Source organism: Pseudomonas sp. Rh2, assembly GCF_040762985.1.
Lineage (GTDB): Bacteria > Pseudomonadota > Gammaproteobacteria > Pseudomonadales > Pseudomonadaceae > Aquipseudomonas > Aquipseudomonas taiwanensis.
The window spans coordinates 2,559,542-2,574,828 of sequence record NZ_CP142890.1 but is presented as its reverse complement, the minus strand read 5'-3'; the positions used below and the strand labels follow the sequence as shown (position 1 = coordinate 2,574,828).

General features: G+C 62.1%; 15 protein-coding genes. 7 read left to right on the top strand and 8 right to left on the bottom strand.

Annotated features, from left to right (window positions below; all coding sequences use genetic code 11):
- Positions 1 to 9 precede the first annotated feature (9 nt).
- The 4 genes from VXM67_RS11575 to VXM67_RS11560 form a co-directional block, all read right to left on the bottom strand.
- Positions 10 to 1,296, bottom strand: a complete 1,287-nt coding sequence (locus VXM67_RS11575; protein ID WP_023380044.1) for an FAD-binding oxidoreductase — start codon at positions 1,294 to 1,296, stop codon at positions 10 to 12.
- Positions 1,293 to 2,036, bottom strand: a complete 744-nt coding sequence (locus VXM67_RS11570; protein ID WP_023380043.1) for an amino acid ABC transporter ATP-binding protein — start codon at positions 2,034 to 2,036, stop codon at positions 1,293 to 1,295. Before VXM67_RS11570 ends, VXM67_RS11575 begins: the two co-directional genes overlap by 4 nt.
- Complete coding sequence (locus tag VXM67_RS11565; RefSeq protein WP_023380042.1) at positions 2,033 to 2,689, bottom strand: amino acid ABC transporter permease; 657 nt, start codon at positions 2,687 to 2,689, stop codon at positions 2,033 to 2,035. Before VXM67_RS11565 ends, VXM67_RS11570 begins: the two co-directional genes overlap by 4 nt.
- Positions 2,690 to 2,755: 66 nt before the next feature.
- Positions 2,756 to 3,514 (bottom strand): ABC transporter substrate-binding protein, encoded by a 759-nt coding sequence (locus tag VXM67_RS11560; protein WP_041925634.1) that lies wholly within the window; start codon positions 3,512 to 3,514, stop codon positions 2,756 to 2,758.
- Positions 3,515 to 3,679: 165 nt separating this feature from the next.
- On the opposite strand from VXM67_RS11560, the gene VXM67_RS11555 reads away from it, so the two are divergent.
- Positions 3,680 to 4,456 (top strand): IclR family transcriptional regulator, encoded by a 777-nt coding sequence (locus tag VXM67_RS11555; RefSeq protein WP_027907022.1) that lies wholly within the window; start codon positions 3,680 to 3,682, stop codon positions 4,454 to 4,456.
- A gap of 159 nt (positions 4,457 to 4,615) precedes the next feature.
- Positions 4,616 to 5,677, top strand: coding sequence for a TerC family protein (locus VXM67_RS11550; RefSeq protein ID WP_367237689.1), 1,062 nt, complete (start codon positions 4,616 to 4,618; stop codon positions 5,675 to 5,677).
- Between the two features lie 205 nt (positions 5,678 to 5,882).
- On the opposite strand, the gene VXM67_RS11545 is transcribed toward VXM67_RS11550, so the two are convergent.
- Positions 5,883 to 6,536: an HD domain-containing protein gene (locus VXM67_RS11545; protein WP_104881916.1), complete on the bottom strand. Its 654-nt coding sequence runs from the start codon at positions 6,534 to 6,536 to the stop codon at positions 5,883 to 5,885.
- 189 nt (positions 6,537 to 6,725) lie between these two features.
- Complete coding sequence (locus VXM67_RS11540; RefSeq protein ID WP_023380037.1) at positions 6,726 to 7,946, bottom strand: acyl-CoA dehydrogenase; 1,221 nt, start codon at positions 7,944 to 7,946, stop codon at positions 6,726 to 6,728.
- 140 nt (positions 7,947 to 8,086) lie between these two features.
- On the opposite strand from VXM67_RS11540, the gene VXM67_RS11535 reads away from it, so the two are divergent.
- The 3 genes from VXM67_RS11535 (at position 8,087) to VXM67_RS11525 (ending at position 11,214) form a co-directional block, all read left to right on the top strand.
- Complete coding sequence (locus VXM67_RS11535) at positions 8,087 to 9,013, top strand: LysR family transcriptional regulator (RefSeq protein ID WP_367237688.1); 927 nt, start codon at positions 8,087 to 8,089, stop codon at positions 9,011 to 9,013.
- Between the two features lie 162 nt (positions 9,014 to 9,175).
- Positions 9,176 to 10,330, top strand: coding sequence for an aminotransferase class V-fold PLP-dependent enzyme (locus VXM67_RS11530; RefSeq protein WP_023380034.1), 1,155 nt, complete (start codon positions 9,176 to 9,178; stop codon positions 10,328 to 10,330).
- Positions 10,331 to 10,434: 104 nt separating this feature from the next.
- Positions 10,435 to 11,214, top strand: a complete 780-nt coding sequence (locus tag VXM67_RS11525; protein WP_186598364.1) for a TSUP family transporter — start codon at positions 10,435 to 10,437, stop codon at positions 11,212 to 11,214.
- Here VXM67_RS11525 and nudC read toward each other — a convergent pair.
- Together nudC and VXM67_RS11515 are read right to left on the bottom strand one after the other, a co-directional pair.
- Positions 11,182 to 12,012, bottom strand: a complete 831-nt coding sequence (gene nudC / locus VXM67_RS11520; RefSeq protein ID WP_023380031.1) for an NAD(+) diphosphatase — start codon at positions 12,010 to 12,012, stop codon at positions 11,182 to 11,184. The two genes, VXM67_RS11525 and nudC, sit on opposite strands and share 33 nt — an antisense overlap.
- A gap of 33 nt (positions 12,013 to 12,045) precedes the next feature.
- Positions 12,046 to 12,858, bottom strand: coding sequence for a crotonase/enoyl-CoA hydratase family protein (locus tag VXM67_RS11515; RefSeq protein WP_023380030.1), 813 nt, complete (start codon positions 12,856 to 12,858; stop codon positions 12,046 to 12,048).
- 151 nt (positions 12,859 to 13,009) lie between these two features.
- On the opposite strand from VXM67_RS11515, the gene nhaB reads away from it, so the two are divergent.
- Both nhaB and VXM67_RS11505 read left to right on the top strand, forming a co-directional pair.
- Positions 13,010 to 14,512, top strand: coding sequence for a sodium/proton antiporter NhaB (nhaB, locus tag VXM67_RS11510; protein ID WP_367237687.1), 1,503 nt, complete (start codon positions 13,010 to 13,012; stop codon positions 14,510 to 14,512).
- A gap of 183 nt (positions 14,513 to 14,695) precedes the next feature.
- Positions 14,696 to 15,262 (top strand): lipocalin family protein, encoded by a 567-nt coding sequence (locus VXM67_RS11505; protein WP_023380028.1) that lies wholly within the window; start codon positions 14,696 to 14,698, stop codon positions 15,260 to 15,262.
- Positions 15,263 to 15,287 lie beyond the last annotated feature (25 nt).

Genomic DNA, 15,287 nt, shown 5'->3' with positions numbered 1-15,287 from the left:
CGCCTGGACTCAAAGGATGGCGTCCAGCAGCCGGTACCAGGCAATGCCAACGCCCAGGTACAAGCGCTGCAGACCATGGAGCGGTATCGGCCGAATCGGCGTCACCGGAAACGGAAAATGCTCGGCCTGCCCAAGCAAGCGCTCGGCCAGATGGCGGCCAAGGGTCGTCGACATGGCAATGCCTCGACCGTTGTAGCCCAGCAGGATGCTCAGGCCAGGGGCCGGCTCATGCAGGTGCGGCAGGAAATCCTGGGTCAGCGCCACCCGCCCAGCCCACTGGTACTCGAACTCGACATCCTTCAAGTGCGGGAACAGCCCCACCACTGAGCGGCGCAGATGATTCCAGTCAGTGGCCGCACGCGGTTCTGCAAATGGCCCTCGCCCGCCCAGCAACAGGCGTCCTTGTGCGTCCTGCTTGAAATACACCAGCAGGCGCCGGGCATCGGAGCAGACTTCGCCCCCCGGCAAAATCGTGCGACGCAACTGCTCAGGCAATGGCCGGGTGGCGACGATGAAACTGTTCGCCGGCAGCAGCGTCTGCCGCAACTTCGGCCACAGATCGTCCGTGTAGCCATTGGTGGCCAGCACAACCCGTTCGGCTGTGACCACGCGGCGGGTATCGGTGGTGAGCGTCCACCCACTGCTGTCACGACGCAAGCCGGTCACCCGGTTATGGCCATGGATCTGCACGCCTTCGCTCAACGCCGCCCGCGCCAGGCCGCGCACGTAGCTCAGCGGCTGGACACTACCGGCACGCGGGTCGACCCAGGCACCGAGGTAGTCATAACTGCCTATACGCTGGCTCACACGGCCCTGGTCGAGCAGCTCGACAGGCACACCGCGCTTGCGCCATTGCTCGGCGCGCCGCTCGATCGCACGCATGGCGGCCGGCGTCGCAGCCGGCTGGATCCAGCCCTTGCGGGTCGCGTCGCACTGAATGCCGTAACGCTGGATGAGCGCGAAGACTTCATCGGCAGCGCCACCCGCCACGTCGACCAAGCGCTGCCCCTGCACCGGGCCGAAGAGGCGCAGCAAGTCTTCCGGGTCATGCTTGAGGCCCGGAATGACCTGCCCGCCATTGCGCCCGGAGGCGCCCCAGCCAGGCTCGCCGGCATCCAGCACACAAACCCGCACACCCTGGCGGGCCAGGTGCAGGGCCGTCACCAACCCTGTATAACCGGCACCGACCACGGCGACATCCACCTGCTTGTCGTTATCCAGTGGCGGTGTATGCACCCCCGGCGTGGCAGTGGCCGCCCATAATGAGGCAGGCAATGCCAGTTGCGCAGCACTCATGCCTGGCCCCCTTCACTGGTCAGCAAACGTCGCAGGAAGTCCTGGGTACGCTGTTGCTGAGGCGCCCCGAGCACCTCGCGGGCCGGGCCCTCTTCGATGATCCTGCCGCCGTAGAGGAAGCAGACCTTGTCAGCGACCTCACGGGCAAAGCCCATCTCGTGGGTCACCACCACCATGGTCATGCCTTCATCTGCCAGTTTTCGCATCACCGCCAGCACTTCACCTACCAACTCCGGGTCCAGCGCCGAAGTCGGCTCATCGAACAGAATCGCCTTGGGCCGCATGGCCAGCGCACGGGCGATGGCAACGCGTTGCTGCTGCCCCCCGGAAAGCTCGTCGGGGTAGGCGTCCATACGGTGGGCCAGGCCTACCTTCTCCAGCAGTGCCCGAGCATGTTCGCGGGCGGCTTGCGGGTTTTCCCTTTTCACATACACCGGACCTTCCATGACGTTCTGCAACGCAGTGCGGTGCGGAAACAGGTTGAAGCGTTGGAACACCATGGCCACCTGACTGCGGATGGAGTGGATGCTTTTGGCATTGCGGTCCACCCGTTCGTCTTCGACCAGGATGTCGCCACCTTCGTAGGTCTCCAGCCCGTTGATGCAGCGCAGCAAGGTGGACTTTCCCGAACCCGATGGGCCGATCAGGCACACCACCTGACCGCTGTCGACGTTCAGGTCGATGCCTTCGAGCACAGGTGTACTGCCGTAGCTTTTATGCAGAGACTGAATGCTGATCATGCGTGCTTCCTCGTGGCGATACGCGTTTCGAGACGGCGCAGGGCATACGACAGGGGCAGGCTCAGGGACAAGTAGAGCAATGCCACCAGGGTGTAGACGGTCATGTTCTCGAAGGTCGACGAGGCAATCAGCTGGCCGGCACGGGTCATCTCGGCAACGGTGATGGTCGACACCAGGGACGAGTCCTTGAGCATCATCACCAAGGTGTTGCCGTAGGGCGGCAAGGCAATACGCAACGCCTGTGGCAGCACGACCCGGCGCATGATCATCGGCCCACGCATGCCAAGGGACTCGGCCGCCTCGATCTGGCCCTGTTGAATGGCCTGTATGCCGGCGCGGAAATTCTCCGCCTGGTACGCCGAGTAGGCGATTCCCAAGCCGATGATGCCCGCATGCAAGGCGCTGAGTTGAATGCCGAATTCAGGCAGCACGAAGTAGATGTAGAACAACTGCACGATAATCGGCAGGCCACGGATGACGTTGACCAGGGTGATGCCGCACAGGGCGACGGCGCGCACCTTCGACACCATCATCAGGGCAAAGCCCAAACCAATCAGGGAACTGAGCAGGAACGAGGCAATCGTGACCTGCACGGTGACCACCGCGCCATTGAGCAGAATGGGCAGGAAGTCCAGAGCATTCTGGAAGAACATAAGCGTGTCCGGGATGGATGTACCTAAGAGACGGCGCCCTTTCTGGGCACCGGAGGATGACGACCGTCAGTCGAGCTTCCACTTGGCGATGATGCCGGCCAGCGTGCCGTCGGCCTTGATGCTGGCGATACCCTTGTTGACCTGTGCCAGCATCTGCGGGTCGCCCTGGCGCATGATCAGGCACACCTGGCCCTTGAGGTGCGGCTGGTAGCTCTCGACCAGGCGCACTTTCTTCAATGTGCCCTGCGCCATCTGATACGCCAGGATCGGGTGATCACCGAAGCCGGCCTTGATCCGACCCAGCGCCAGGTCACGGGTGAGGTCGGCGAGCGAGTCGTAGCCACGCACTTCCTTGAAGATGCCACGGCGATTCAGTTCGTCGATGAAAACGGTCCCCACCTGGGCTCCCACCACTTCGCCCTTGAAGTCATCCATACTGGTGTAGGCCTTGTCATCGTCGGCACGCACCATCAGCCCCTCACCGTACTCGAACACCGGTTCCGAATACTGCACGACTTTCTCCCGCTCTGGCGTGCGCAGCATGGCCGCTGAAATCAGGTCGATCTTACGAGCTGTCAGCGAAGGGATCAGCGCCGCGAAATTGGTCTGGGCAATTTCTACTTCAAAGCCCGCCGCCTTGGCCACGGCCTCAGCCGAGTCGACCATCATGCCCTGGATACTGTTGCTCTTCACATCAAGGAAAGTGAACGGAACGCCGGTGGCAGTGGCGCCCACTTTGTAGGTCTCGGCCTGGGCGACCAAGGCGGTGGCACAACTGGCGACCAGGGCCAGAGCGCAGGTGACTGCTCGAAGACGTGGATACATGCTGAACACTCCCATTTCACGCGACTTATTGTGTTTATGCGTAGGGTTGGCCTCAGGTATCGGCAGGAGGCATGTTTTTTACTATAAACAATTTACAAAAATCGTAAAGAGATTTACAAATATCGCATATCGATATTAAAGAAGCGGAAATGGATGATTCAACGTATGAACGATAGCGAAAGCAGCCTGTTCAATCAGTCATTGGAGAAGGGTTTGGCCGTGCTCCGAGCGTTCAATGCCCGCCGCCGTACCATGAACCTGGCAGAGGTGGCCGAGGCCGCCGGCATCAACAAGAGTTCGGCGCAGCGCATGATCTACACCCTCGAAGCCCTGGGCTATGTGAGCAAGCATCCGCTGAGCAAACGTTTCCAGCTCACTCCGGAAGTGATGGAGATCGGCTATAACTACCTGGCCGCCGACACCTTGGTGGACGTGGCCAACCCCTTCCTCGCGGAACTGGCGCAAACTACCGGCGAAACCACCAACCTGACCGAGCCCGTGCGCACCGACATGCTCTACGTGGCGCGGTTCGTAGGCCCCAAGTTCATCCCCATCCACTTACCGATCGGTAGTCGCATACCGATGTACTGCACGGCTTCCGGCCGCGCCTACCTGAGCGCTCTGGAAGAGGATGAAGTCAAGGCGCTGCTGGCGCGCAGCGAGCTCATCCGCCATACCCACCTCACCCGCACCAGCCCCGAGCAGATTCTTGAGGCGATTGCCGAGGTCCGGCGCAAGGGATATGCGATCAACAGCGAAGAACTGTTCCTCGGTGACATGGCCGTGGCTGCCCCCGTGCGAAACAGCCAAGGCCGGCCTGTTGCGTCCGTGCATGTGGTGGCGCCCACCAGTCGCTGGTCGGTGGAAGATGCCGAGCGCCGACTGGCGCCGGCCGCTCTCGAATGCGCGCGCGCCATCAGCACATCGATCAGGGCCCTTTAGGGCGCGCTGCACGCAAAAAAATGTAACAGCTCACCATTCGGCTTCGCGGGGAACTGGGTCTAGGCTCAGAACCATGTGATACCGGGCCCCTCTGACGGCTGCCGAGCCGCCATGTCGGATCACTGTTGCCATGCAACGTCGACATTCAAGGAGGGGCTCATGACAGCTCTGCAGACATTCCTCACCACCCCGTTCCTCGGCACCAGCACTTGGTTGTGGCTGGTGTTCATGGCCATCGTCATCGGTTTGCTGGTGCTTGACCTGGGGGTTCTGCACCGCCAGGACCGCGAGATCGAAATGCGCGAAAGCCTGTTGTTGTACTCAGGCTATTTCAGCGTCGGCGTGCTGTTCGGGGCCTGGGTCTGGTTCGAACTGGGGTCGCAGGCGGCGTTAGAGTTCTATACCGGTTTTCTGGTCGAGCAGTCATTGTCGATGGACAACGTGTTCGTCATGGCCATGATCTTCGGCTTCTTCGCCATCCCCCGCCGTTACCAGCACCGCGTCCTGTTCTGGGGCATCCATGGCGTCGTGGTGTTGCGCGCGATCATGATCGGCGTGGGCGCAGCGCTGGTGCAGAACTTTGCCTGGGTGTTGTATGTGTTCGGCGCGTTCCTGCTGTTCACCGGGGTCAAGATGGCGTTCTCCAGGCAAGAAAGCCATCCGGATCTTGCCAACAACCCAGTGCTCAAGTTCGTGCGCCGGCACATGCGCGTCACGGACCAGATCCATGGCTCGCACTTTTTCGTACGCCTCAAGCCCCCAGGCCACACCAAGGCCCTGCATTATGCCACGCCGCTGTTCCTGGCCCTGGTACTGATCGAACTGGCCGACCTGGTGTTCGCGGTGGATAGCGTGCCGGCGATTTTCGCCATTACCCAGGACCCCTTCATCGTCTATACCTCCAACATCTTCGCCATCCTTGGCCTGCGCTCGCTGTACTTCGCCCTGGCCGCACTGATGCACCGCTTCGTCTACCTCAAGTATGCGTTGGCGCTGGTGCTGATCTTCATCGGCTGCAAGATCTTCTACCACGGCATGGTGGGCAAGGTACCGGCGTTGCTGTCGTTGGGCGTGACATTCGGGTTGTTGCTCGGCGGGGTCGTGTTGTCGTTGTTCAGGACGCGTAGGAGTGCACCGGAAGCTGCTCAGCCACCCATGGATCAGACGCAAGGCAAGGCCGTGAACGTGAACAAGGAAGAGGATCCGCAAATGAGGGTGTGAGCCAGAGCCGGGGGCCGCTTTGCGGATGCACTGGCCCCCAAGGCCTGCTGCATTTGCAGAGTTAGAAGCGATGACCAACACGCCATGATGAAAGGAATGATCAAGAACGCGCTCTTCAATGACGGCGACCACTTTTCAAACTCAATCATCCATCACCTCATGAATGACTTGCCCTACCAGCTCTCCCAGCGCGACCTTTCAGGCGTCAAGAAACGCCAATTTCATCCATGAAGCCGTCGACAAACCACACCAACCGCTGATGCCGCTGAGCCGCCAGTCGTGCGCCCTCGCCGGTCTGAAAGCCCGACGCCAGCGTCAGCAATTTGTTGGGAAAGTGCTCAAGACTGAACTGACGATCCTGGTAGTCGCGGCCTTTGGCCTTGGGATTGTTCGGGTCATACAGCGCCGTACCCATGCGGCCACCGACGTAGAAGCAGCGGGCAATACCGACCATGCCGAGGGCGTCGAGGCGGTCGCTGTCCTGCAGGATCTTCGCTTCCAGGGTATCGGCTGGCAGATGGGCGCTAAAGCTGTGCGCGGCAATGGCGTGGCGAACCGCCTCGATGCGTGGCGTGGGCCAGTTCAAAGCTGCGAGTATCTGCGCCGCCTTGCTGGCGGACAGCCGCGAGGCCTGACTGCGTTGGGGTGAGTCTTTTTCCACGGCCACACAATCGTGCAGCACGGTTGCGGCCAGCAACACCTCCAGGTCCCCGCCCTCTACCGCGTGGATCCTGCGTACGTTGGCCCACACTCGGTGCAGGTGCGCCAGGTCATGGGCGCCGTCATCCGTGGCTTCAGGCATGTGCGCCTGCAACGCATCCGCAAGAAATTGGAGGGGGTGGAACGGTGAGTGACTCATTTACATCCTGGCCGTGGCAAATCGGAGACAGCGGCGGCAAGCCGCCCCTCGCAGGACGGCACATACCGCAATGATGTAGCAGGGACCTGTGGGAGCGAGTTCACCCGCGAACACTGGCAAAGCCAGGGCCATGCACCGCGTCGAATGCTTCGCGGGCAACCCGCACAGAAACTGCGTGATCAGCACAGACTAGCGCAACATCGACGGCGGCACGTACTTACCGATTTCATACTTGCCAATCGCCGCCCGGTGCACTTCGTCCGGCCCATCGGCCAAGCGCAGGGTGCGCTGCATGGCGTACATGTAGGCCAACGGAAAATCACCGCTCACCCCTGCCCCACCATGTATCTGGATTGCCCGGTCGATCACCTTCAAGGCCACGTTCGGAGCCACCACCTTGATCTGGGCGATTTCGCTGCGCGCCACTTTGTTGCCGACGGTATCCATCATATAGGCCGCCTTCAGGGTCAGCAGCCGCGCCATGTCGATTTCCATCCGCGAGTCGGCGATCTTGTCGATGTTGCCGCCCAGTCGTGCCAATGGCCGGCCGAACGCTGTTCGCTCGACCGAGCGCCTGCACATCAACTCCAGTGCCCGTTCAGCCATGCCGATCGACCGCATGCAATGGTGAATGCGGCCGGGGCCCAGGCGTCCCTGGGCAATTTCAAAGCCGCGGCCCTCGCCGAGGATGACATTCTCGTAGGGCACCCGCACATCCTCGAACAGCACCTCGGCATGACCATGGGGTGCATCGTCATAACCGAACACCGGCAATGGTCGGACGATGTTCACCCCAGGTGCATCGGTCGGCACCAATACCATCGAATGCTGCTGGTGACGCGGCCCATCGGGATTGGACAGGCCCATGAAGATCATCACCTTGCAACGCGGGTCGCAGGCGCCGGAGGTCCACCACTTGCGACCGTTGATCACCCACTCATCCCCATCGCGCACGGCGGTGGCAGCCATGTTGGTGGCATCCGATGAGGCAACGTCCGGTTCGGTCATGGCGAACGCCGAACGGATCTCGCCGCGCAGCAGCGGCTCGAGCCACTGGCGCTTCTGCGCCTCGCTGCCGTAGCGGACCAGCACCTCCATGTTGCCGGTGTCCGGCGCCGAGCAGTTGAACGGCTCCGGGCCGAGCAGTGAGCGGCCCATGATCTCGGCCAGCGGCGCATATTCCAGGTTGCTCAACCCCGCGCCGTACTCCGACTCGGGCAGGAACAGGTTCCACAGGCCTTCGGCGCGGGCCTTGGCCTTGAGCTCTTCCATGATCGCAGTCGGCTGCCAACGGTCACCCTCGGCGACCTGCCGCTCGAACACCGGTTCGGCGGGATAGACATGAGTGTCCATGAACGCAGCGACGCGTTCGCGCAGGGCCTGGACCTTGGGTGAATAGGCGAAATCCATCTGGGCTACCTTCACGGCTCGAAATACATGGACCAGAGCCTAGAACAGCCGGCCTTCATCCACCTAGTCTATTTTCTACGTGTATAAACATTCATAACCGATATATGATCGACCCATAATTCCAACAAAGAGCGGCGCCTATGAACCTCAGCAAGGTCGACCTCAACCTGTTCATCGTTTTCGACGCGATCTACACCGAAGCCAACCTGACCCGCGCCGGGCAGATCGTCGGCATCACCCAGCCGGCGGTGTCCAACGCCCTGTCACGGCTGCGCGAAACCTTCAACGATCCACTGTTCGTCCGCACCGCCCAGGGCATGGTGCCGACCCCCATGGCGCAGAACATCATTGGCCCGGTGCGCAACGCCCTGGCGCTGCTGCGAACCTCGGTGCAGGAAAGCCGCATCTTCAACCCGCAGCAAGCCAACAAAACCTTCCGCATCAGCATGACCGACCTCACCGAAGCGGTGATCCTGCCGCCGTTGTTCCAGCGTCTGCGCCGCCAGGCCCCCTCGGTGCTGATCGAGAGTTTTCTGTGCAAGCGCCGCGAGACCACCAAGGAGCTGGCCGCCGGTAGACTGGATTTCGCCGTCGATGCGCCCTTGAACACCGACCCGCAGGTACGCCATGTCAAACTGATGCAAGACCGCTACGTCTGCGCGTTGCGCCAGGGCCATCCGCTGGCTGAAGCCAAGTTGACGCTCGACAGTTACCTAGGCATGACCCACATCCACATCTCCAGCCGCCGCAACGGTCTGGGCTATGTCGACCTGGCGCTGGGCAAGATGGGCGTGCAGCGCAAGGTTGCCTTGCGTTCACAGCACTACTTGATGGCATCGCAGGTGCTGCAACAAACCGACATGGTGATGACCGTTCCCGAGCGATTCGCCCGTCGCCATCAGTTGCGCTTTCAACCGCTGCCGGTCGACGTGCCACCGCTGGAAACGCACCTGTATTGGCACGAAAGCACTGATCAGGACCCGGCCAATCGTTGGATGCGCGAACAGATCATCGAGCTGTGCGAGCGCGTGGTGCTCGAGGAGGAGAAAGCGCTGCAATCGGCATGACAACGACGGGAGAACAATTTTCTACCTCAAGGCCTTGCAATAGAGAAATTTTTTCAAGGTTGGCCGACGGGACCCACCATTGAGCAAAACATTTCGGGCAGCAGCGGGTACGCTTTCATCAAAGATCGCCATATCCACGGCAACAGAAACGGACCCGCCCCAATGCCCAGTGCCCCGCTTTACTTCGATTACGCTGCCACCACGCCGGTCGACGACCGGGTCATCGAAACCTTGGTTTCCTGCCTGAGCCGCCATACGAATTTCGGTAACCCCGCCTCCAGCGGCCACGCCTATGGCCAGGCGGCTCGCGATGCCGTTGAAAAGGCGCGCCAGCAGGTCGCTGATCGCGTGGGCGCCAAAGCGAGCGAGCTGGTCTGGACCTCCGGCGCCACCGAGTCCAACAACCTTGCACTCAAGGGCATAGCCCTAGGTGCCGGGCAACCCGGCCACTTGATCACCAGCCGATTGGAGCACAAGGCAGTGCTGGACACTGTCGCCGAACTGGCTCGCCAAGGCTGGGCGGTCACTTACCTGACGCCGGACGAAGACGGGCTGATCCAGCCGCAGGCCGTACAGGCTGCGCTGCGCGACGACACCCGTCTGGTGTCGTTGATGGCCGTGAACAACGAACTGGGAACCATCACCGACTTCGCCGCCATCGGCGAGCATGTGCGAGCGCACGGGGCTTTGCTGCATGTGGATGCAGCACAGGCTGTGGGCAAGCTGCCCATCGACCTGGGCAGCCAGGCGGTTGACCTGATGTCGTTCTCCGCTCACAAGGTCTATGGCCCCAAAGGCATCGGTGCGCTGTATGTGGGGCCACGCGCATTTCCATGGATGCGTGCACAGATGCACGGCGGAGGTCATGAACAGGGCTTGCGCTCCGGGACCCTGGCCACCCACCAGATCGTCGCGATGGGCACCGCGTTCGCGCTGGCCGGTCAGCCGGGCGACGGCGAACACCAGCGTATCGAACGGCTGGCCGAACGCCTGCGTGCAGGCTTGCTGGCGTTGCCGGGGGTGAGCCTCAACGGCAGCCGTACACAGCGCATCCCGCACACCTTGAATCTGTGTATCGAGGCCAAAGGGTTCAACAGTGCAGCCTTGGCCAGCGAGCTTGCGCTTTCGACCACCTCGGCGTGCAACTCGGCAAGCAACGCCGCGTCGCACGTGCTGTTGGCGCTGGGGTTGGACGAAGCGCTGGCGCGCAAGAGCGTGCGCATCAGCCTAGGACGGTTCACCACCGAGGCCGAGGTGGACAAGGCCGTCGAAGTCTTCTCGCGGGTGGTGACGGCGGCTTCGCAGGCATTGTGGTAAGGCCACGTTACGTTTCGGTCGCAACACAGGGCGCACGGGATTAACATGGTCGCCTTCCAGCGCGGCCGATGGCCGCCCCTTGCCTGACTGTCCGCCAAAAATCCATGCCCTTCGAACTCACCGTAGAACCGCTTACCCTGCTGATACTTGCCCTGGTCGCCTTCGTCGCCGGTTTCATCGATGCCATCGCCGGTGGCGGTGGCCTGCTGACCACGCCGGCCTTGCTCACCGCTGGCATGCCGCCGCACTTGGTACTGGGCACCAACAAACTCAGCTCGACCTTCGGTTCGGCTACCGCCGGTTTCACCTACTACCGACGCAAGCTGTTCCACCCTGCCCAATGGCGTCGGGCACTGCTCGGCACACTGGTGGGTGCCTTGATCGGTGCGGTGGTCGCCCACTACATGCCCGCCGAATGGCTGAACAAGATGCTCCCGGTCATCGTCTTCGCCTGCGGTATCTACCTGTTGTTCGGTGGCACGCCCAAGGCGCCCCTGGACGCCGATGCGCCAATCAAGAAGAAGTGGCAGTTACCCCAGGGCTTCACCCTGGGCTTCTATGACGGTGTGGCCGGCCCCGGCACCGGCGCGTTCTGGACCGTGAGCACCTTGCTGCTCTACCCCATCGACTTGGTACGGGCCAGCGGTGTGGCGCGCAGCATGAACTTCGTCAGCAACATCGCGGCGCTGACGGTGTTCATCATTTCCGGGCAGGTGGACTACGTCGTCGGCTTGTGCATGGGCCTGTCGGTGATGGTCGGTGCCTTCTTCGGCGCACGCACGGCGATCAGCGGCGGCAGCAAGTTCATCCGCCCGGTGTTCATCACCGTGGTGCTGGCCTTGACCGTGCGCCTAGCGTGGCAGCACTGGTTCGGGCAGGCCTAAACGACGCGCCACATACAGGTCGATCAGGTATCGGGCGATGGAGCGCCCGGCCGGCAGGGGTGGCAGTTCATGCACGCTGAACCACTTGGCGTCTTCGATCTCGTCCGGCTGCATGACGATCTCGCCCCCCGCGTACTCGGCATGGAAACCCAGCATCATCGAATGCGGGAACGGCCAGCACTGGCTCCCGATGTACTGGATGTCCTTCACCTCAACCGCGACCTCCTCACGCACTTCACGCACCAGGCAATCCTCGGCCGACTCACCAGGCTCGGCGAAGCCGGCCAGTGTGCTGTAGACACCGCTCACGAAACGTGGCGAACGGGCCAGCAGGATCTCGTCGCCACGGGTCACCAGCACGATCATGCTCGGCGAGATACGCGGGTAGCTACGCAGGTCGCAGGGCTGGCAATACATCGCCCGCTCCCAGCGAATTTGCGTCATCGGCTGGCCGCAACTGCCGCAAAAACGGTGCTCGCGCGCCCAGGTGCCGATCTGCGCGGCATAGCCCAGAATCTTGTAGGTCTCGAAATCGCCTTCGAGCATGAACGAACGCAGCCCGCGCCAATGGCAACCCGGCACCTCGCTGGCGCTGCGCAGTTCGAGCAGGAACACGGGCTCGCCGTCGAAGTGGCCGATACCCTGCTCGCACAGCACGTCCAGGTCCTGGCGCTTGAGCCAGTCCCGGGGGAACAGCGCGCCATTGTCATCCAGCAGGAACCCGTCCGGGCTGCGGGCGACGGCAAGTCCCCCGGTGATTTGCGGGTCGAGTACTGCGGTGATCCAGCGAGCTGACATGTGGAGGTTCCTTGCAGCGCGTCCCCCGGACTGTCAGTCGGCGAACGTCGGTTTCTGTTTGCTCATGTGCGCCGCCACGGCCACGCGCAGGTCTTCGGACTGCAGCATGGCGGCGTTCCAGGTAGCGATGTATTCAAGGCCATCGTCGATGCGATGGTCGCGCATGTAGCTGAGCATCTCCTTGGTGCCGGCCACGGCGATCGGCGATTTTGCGGCAATCTCGCGGGCGATGGCAAAGACACCGTCCAGCAGCGCGGCCTGATCATCATAGACCCGGTTTACCAGGCCGATGCGCAGCGCCTCGTCGGCATCGACCATGCGACCGGTGAAGGCCAGCTCACGCATCATGCCGTCGCCGATGATACGTGGCAAACGTTGCAACGTACCGACGTCTGCCGCCATGCCCATGTCGATTTCCTTGATCGAGAACTGCGCATCCTGGCTGCAGTAGCGCATGTCGCACGCCGACACCAGGTCGATGGCGCCGCCGATGCAGTACCCTTGGATCGCTGCCAGCACCGGCTTGCGGCAGTTGTCGACGGCGTTGAACGAGGCTTGCAGGCGCAGGATGGTGCGCCGCAGCAAACGGGCATTGCGCCCCACGTCCTTGCCCATCTGCCCGGCCAGCGAGGCGAGCATCATCAGGTCGATGCCGGAGGAGAAATGTTTGCCCGCGCCACTGATGACCACCGCCCGTACTGCATCGGTGTCGTCGATCCACTGGAAGATGTCGACGATTTCTTCCCAGAAGGCAGCATTCATCGCGTTGATCTTCTCGGGACGATTGATCTGCACATGGGCGATGTTGTCGGTCTGCTCGACCTTGAACGCGCTGTAGTCGGTCACGGGCGGTACTCCTTGAGGGGAAAGGTTCACAGCGCTGGATGTTAACCCAGCCCTGTGGCCGCACTTGTGCCAAAAACGGGACTCCATGCCTTGCCTAACGGCAGCTGATGCGGCACCGTGCGCCATCGCTGAATCATAAGGAAACATATTCATGTCCCGCTCCCTGACGGGCGCGCTTGCCCAGACTTTTCTGGGCCAGTCGCCGCGCTGGTACAAGGCCGTCATCTGCCTGTTCCTGGTGCTGAACCCAGTGCTGCTGTTCACGGCTGGCCCGGTGGCCGCTGGCTGGCTACTGGTCGTCGAATTCATCTTCACCCTGGGCATGGCGCTCAAGTGCTACCCGCTGATGCCCGGCGGCCTGCTGCTGATCGAAGCATTGCTGGTGGGGATGACAACGCCCCAGGCATTGTACGAGGAGTTACAGCACAACTTCCCAGTGATCCTGCTGCTGATGTTCATGGTGGCGGGCATCCACTTCATGAAAGAGCTGCTGCTGTACCTGTTCTCGCGGATTCTGCTGGGCGTGCATTCCAAAGCCGTGCTGGCCTTGCTGTTCTGTGTGCTGTCGGCATTCCTCTCGGCCTTCCTCGACGCACTGACCGTGACGGCGGTGATCATCAGCGCCGCCGTGGGCTTTTACGCGGTGTATCACCGCGTCGCTTCGGGCGCCAACCCTCGTGAGGAAAGCGCGCTGGACAGTGACCAAGAGGTCGCCCAGTTGCACCGCGAAGACCTCGACCAATTCCGCGCCTTCCTGCGCAGCCTGCTGATGCACGGCGCGGTCGGCACGGCCCTGGGCGGCGTTTGTACCTTGGTAGGCGAGCCGCAGAACCTGCTGATCGGCCATGAAATGGGTTGGCACTTCGCCGACTTCTTCTTCAATGTCGCACCCGTGTCGCTCCCCGTGCTGGGTGCAGGACTGGTTACCTGCGTACTGCTGGAAAAACTGCGCCTATTCGGTTACGGCGTGTTGATGCCAGCACCGGTGCGCCATGTGCTGGCCGCCTATGCCGCCGAAGATGATGCCGCCCGAACCCCGGCGCAACGCCTCGCCCTGCTGGTACAGGGCCTCGCCGCGTTGATCCTGATCATCAGTCTGGGCCTGCACATCGCCGAAGTCGGCCTGATCGGCCTGCTGGTAATCGTGCTTATCACCGCCTTTACCGGCATCACCGACGAGCATCGCCTGGGCCGAGCCTTCCAGGACGCCATGCCCTTCACGGCCCTGCTGGTGGTGTTCTTCGCGGTGGTCGCGGTCATCCATGACCAACAGCTGTTCAGCCCGCTGATCGCCTGGGTGCTGGCGCTGCCTGCCGAGCAGCAGCCGGGCATGCTGTACCTCGCCAACGGCCTGCTCTCAGCGATCAGCGACAACGTGTTCGTCGCCACCATCTACATCACCGAGGTCAAGCAAGCCTTCCTCGACGGCGCCATGAGCCGCGAACATTTCGAAACCTTGGCGGTGGCGATCAACACCGGTACCAACCTGCCCAGCGTGGCTACACCCAATGGGCAGGCGGCCTTTTTGTTCCTGCTGACCTCGGCGATCGCACCACTGATTCGACTGTCGTATGGGCGGATGGTGTGGATGGCGCTGCCCTACACCGTGGTGATGGGCGGGCTGGGCTGGTGGGCGGTTACCTACTGGTTGTGAGGCGGCTATCCTGACCCAATCGACGACAAGTCGGCTGTAGCGGGACCTGCACCGGTATCCCGTACGCGACGTGCGTACGGGTGCGGTGGATACCTGCGTATGCTGTTCAACGGCGTACAACTTTTGCCTCGCCCCCGCATCGAATGACAGGTGAGCCCTTTCTACGCGAAACGGAGATGACCCATGGCAACACGCACGCCCCTGCTGCTTTCCTGCCTGACCCTGGCGCTGGCCCTGACCGGCTGCGCAGGCTCCAGCGACGATCAACGCCCCCCTCCCACTACCCAGCAGGTCGACCTGCAACGCTACCAGGGCACCTGGTACGAACTGGCTCGGTTGCCGATGTTCTTCCAGCGCAACTGCGTACAATCCGAGGCACATTACGGTCTGCGCGAAGATGGCCGGATCGACGTGACCAACCGCTGCAAGGAAAACGACGGCCAGTGGAACGAAGCCAAAGGCATCGCCGAAGCGCAGCAGCCTGGCAAGACCGACAAGCTGTGGGTGACTTTCGACAACTGGTTCAGCCGCCTGGCGCCGGGACTGACCAAGGGCGATTACTGGGTGCTGTACCACGACCAGGACTATCGCGTTGCCTTGGTGGGTCACCCGAACCGGGAATACCTGTGGCTGCTGTCACGCACACCGACGGTCACCGAGCAAACGCGCGAACAAATGCTTTCGATCGCCCGCAATCAAGGCTATGACACCAGCAAGCTGATCTGGCGCCAGGAAACGTCGACGCCCTGACCCAGCCGAGCTAAGGTGTAAGCCC

Coding starts and splice junctions, on each gene's coding strand:
- VXM67_RS11575 (WP_023380044.1), bottom strand. CDS start 1,296: ATGAGTGCTGCGCAACTGGCATTGCCTGCCTCATTATGGGCGGCCACT.
- VXM67_RS11570 (WP_023380043.1), bottom strand. CDS start 2,036: ATGATCAGCATTCAGTCTCTGCATAAAAGCTACGGCAGTACACCTGTG.
- VXM67_RS11565 (WP_023380042.1), bottom strand. CDS start 2,689: ATGTTCTTCCAGAATGCTCTGGACTTCCTGCCCATTCTGCTCAATGGC.
- VXM67_RS11560 (WP_041925634.1), bottom strand. CDS start 3,514: ATGTATCCACGTCTTCGAGCAGTCACCTGCGCTCTGGCCCTGGTCGCC.
- VXM67_RS11555 (WP_027907022.1), top strand. CDS start 3,680: ATGAACGATAGCGAAAGCAGCCTGTTCAATCAGTCATTGGAGAAGGGT.
- VXM67_RS11550 (WP_367237689.1), top strand. CDS start 4,616: ATGACAGCTCTGCAGACATTCCTCACCACCCCGTTCCTCGGCACCAGC.
- VXM67_RS11545 (WP_104881916.1), bottom strand. CDS start 6,536: ATGAGTCACTCACCGTTCCACCCCCTCCAATTTCTTGCGGATGCGTTG.
- VXM67_RS11540 (WP_023380037.1), bottom strand. CDS start 7,946: ATGGATTTCGCCTATTCACCCAAGGTCCAGGCCCTGCGCGAACGCGTC.
- VXM67_RS11535 (WP_367237688.1), top strand. CDS start 8,087: ATGAACCTCAGCAAGGTCGACCTCAACCTGTTCATCGTTTTCGACGCG.
- VXM67_RS11530 (WP_023380034.1), top strand. CDS start 9,176: ATGCCCAGTGCCCCGCTTTACTTCGATTACGCTGCCACCACGCCGGTC.
- VXM67_RS11525 (WP_186598364.1), top strand. CDS start 10,435: ATGCCCTTCGAACTCACCGTAGAACCGCTTACCCTGCTGATACTTGCC.
- nudC (WP_023380031.1), bottom strand. CDS start 12,012: ATGTCAGCTCGCTGGATCACCGCAGTACTCGACCCGCAAATCACCGGG.
- nhaB (WP_367237687.1), top strand. CDS start 13,010: ATGTCCCGCTCCCTGACGGGCGCGCTTGCCCAGACTTTTCTGGGCCAG.
- VXM67_RS11505 (WP_023380028.1), top strand. CDS start 14,696: ATGGCAACACGCACGCCCCTGCTGCTTTCCTGCCTGACCCTGGCGCTG.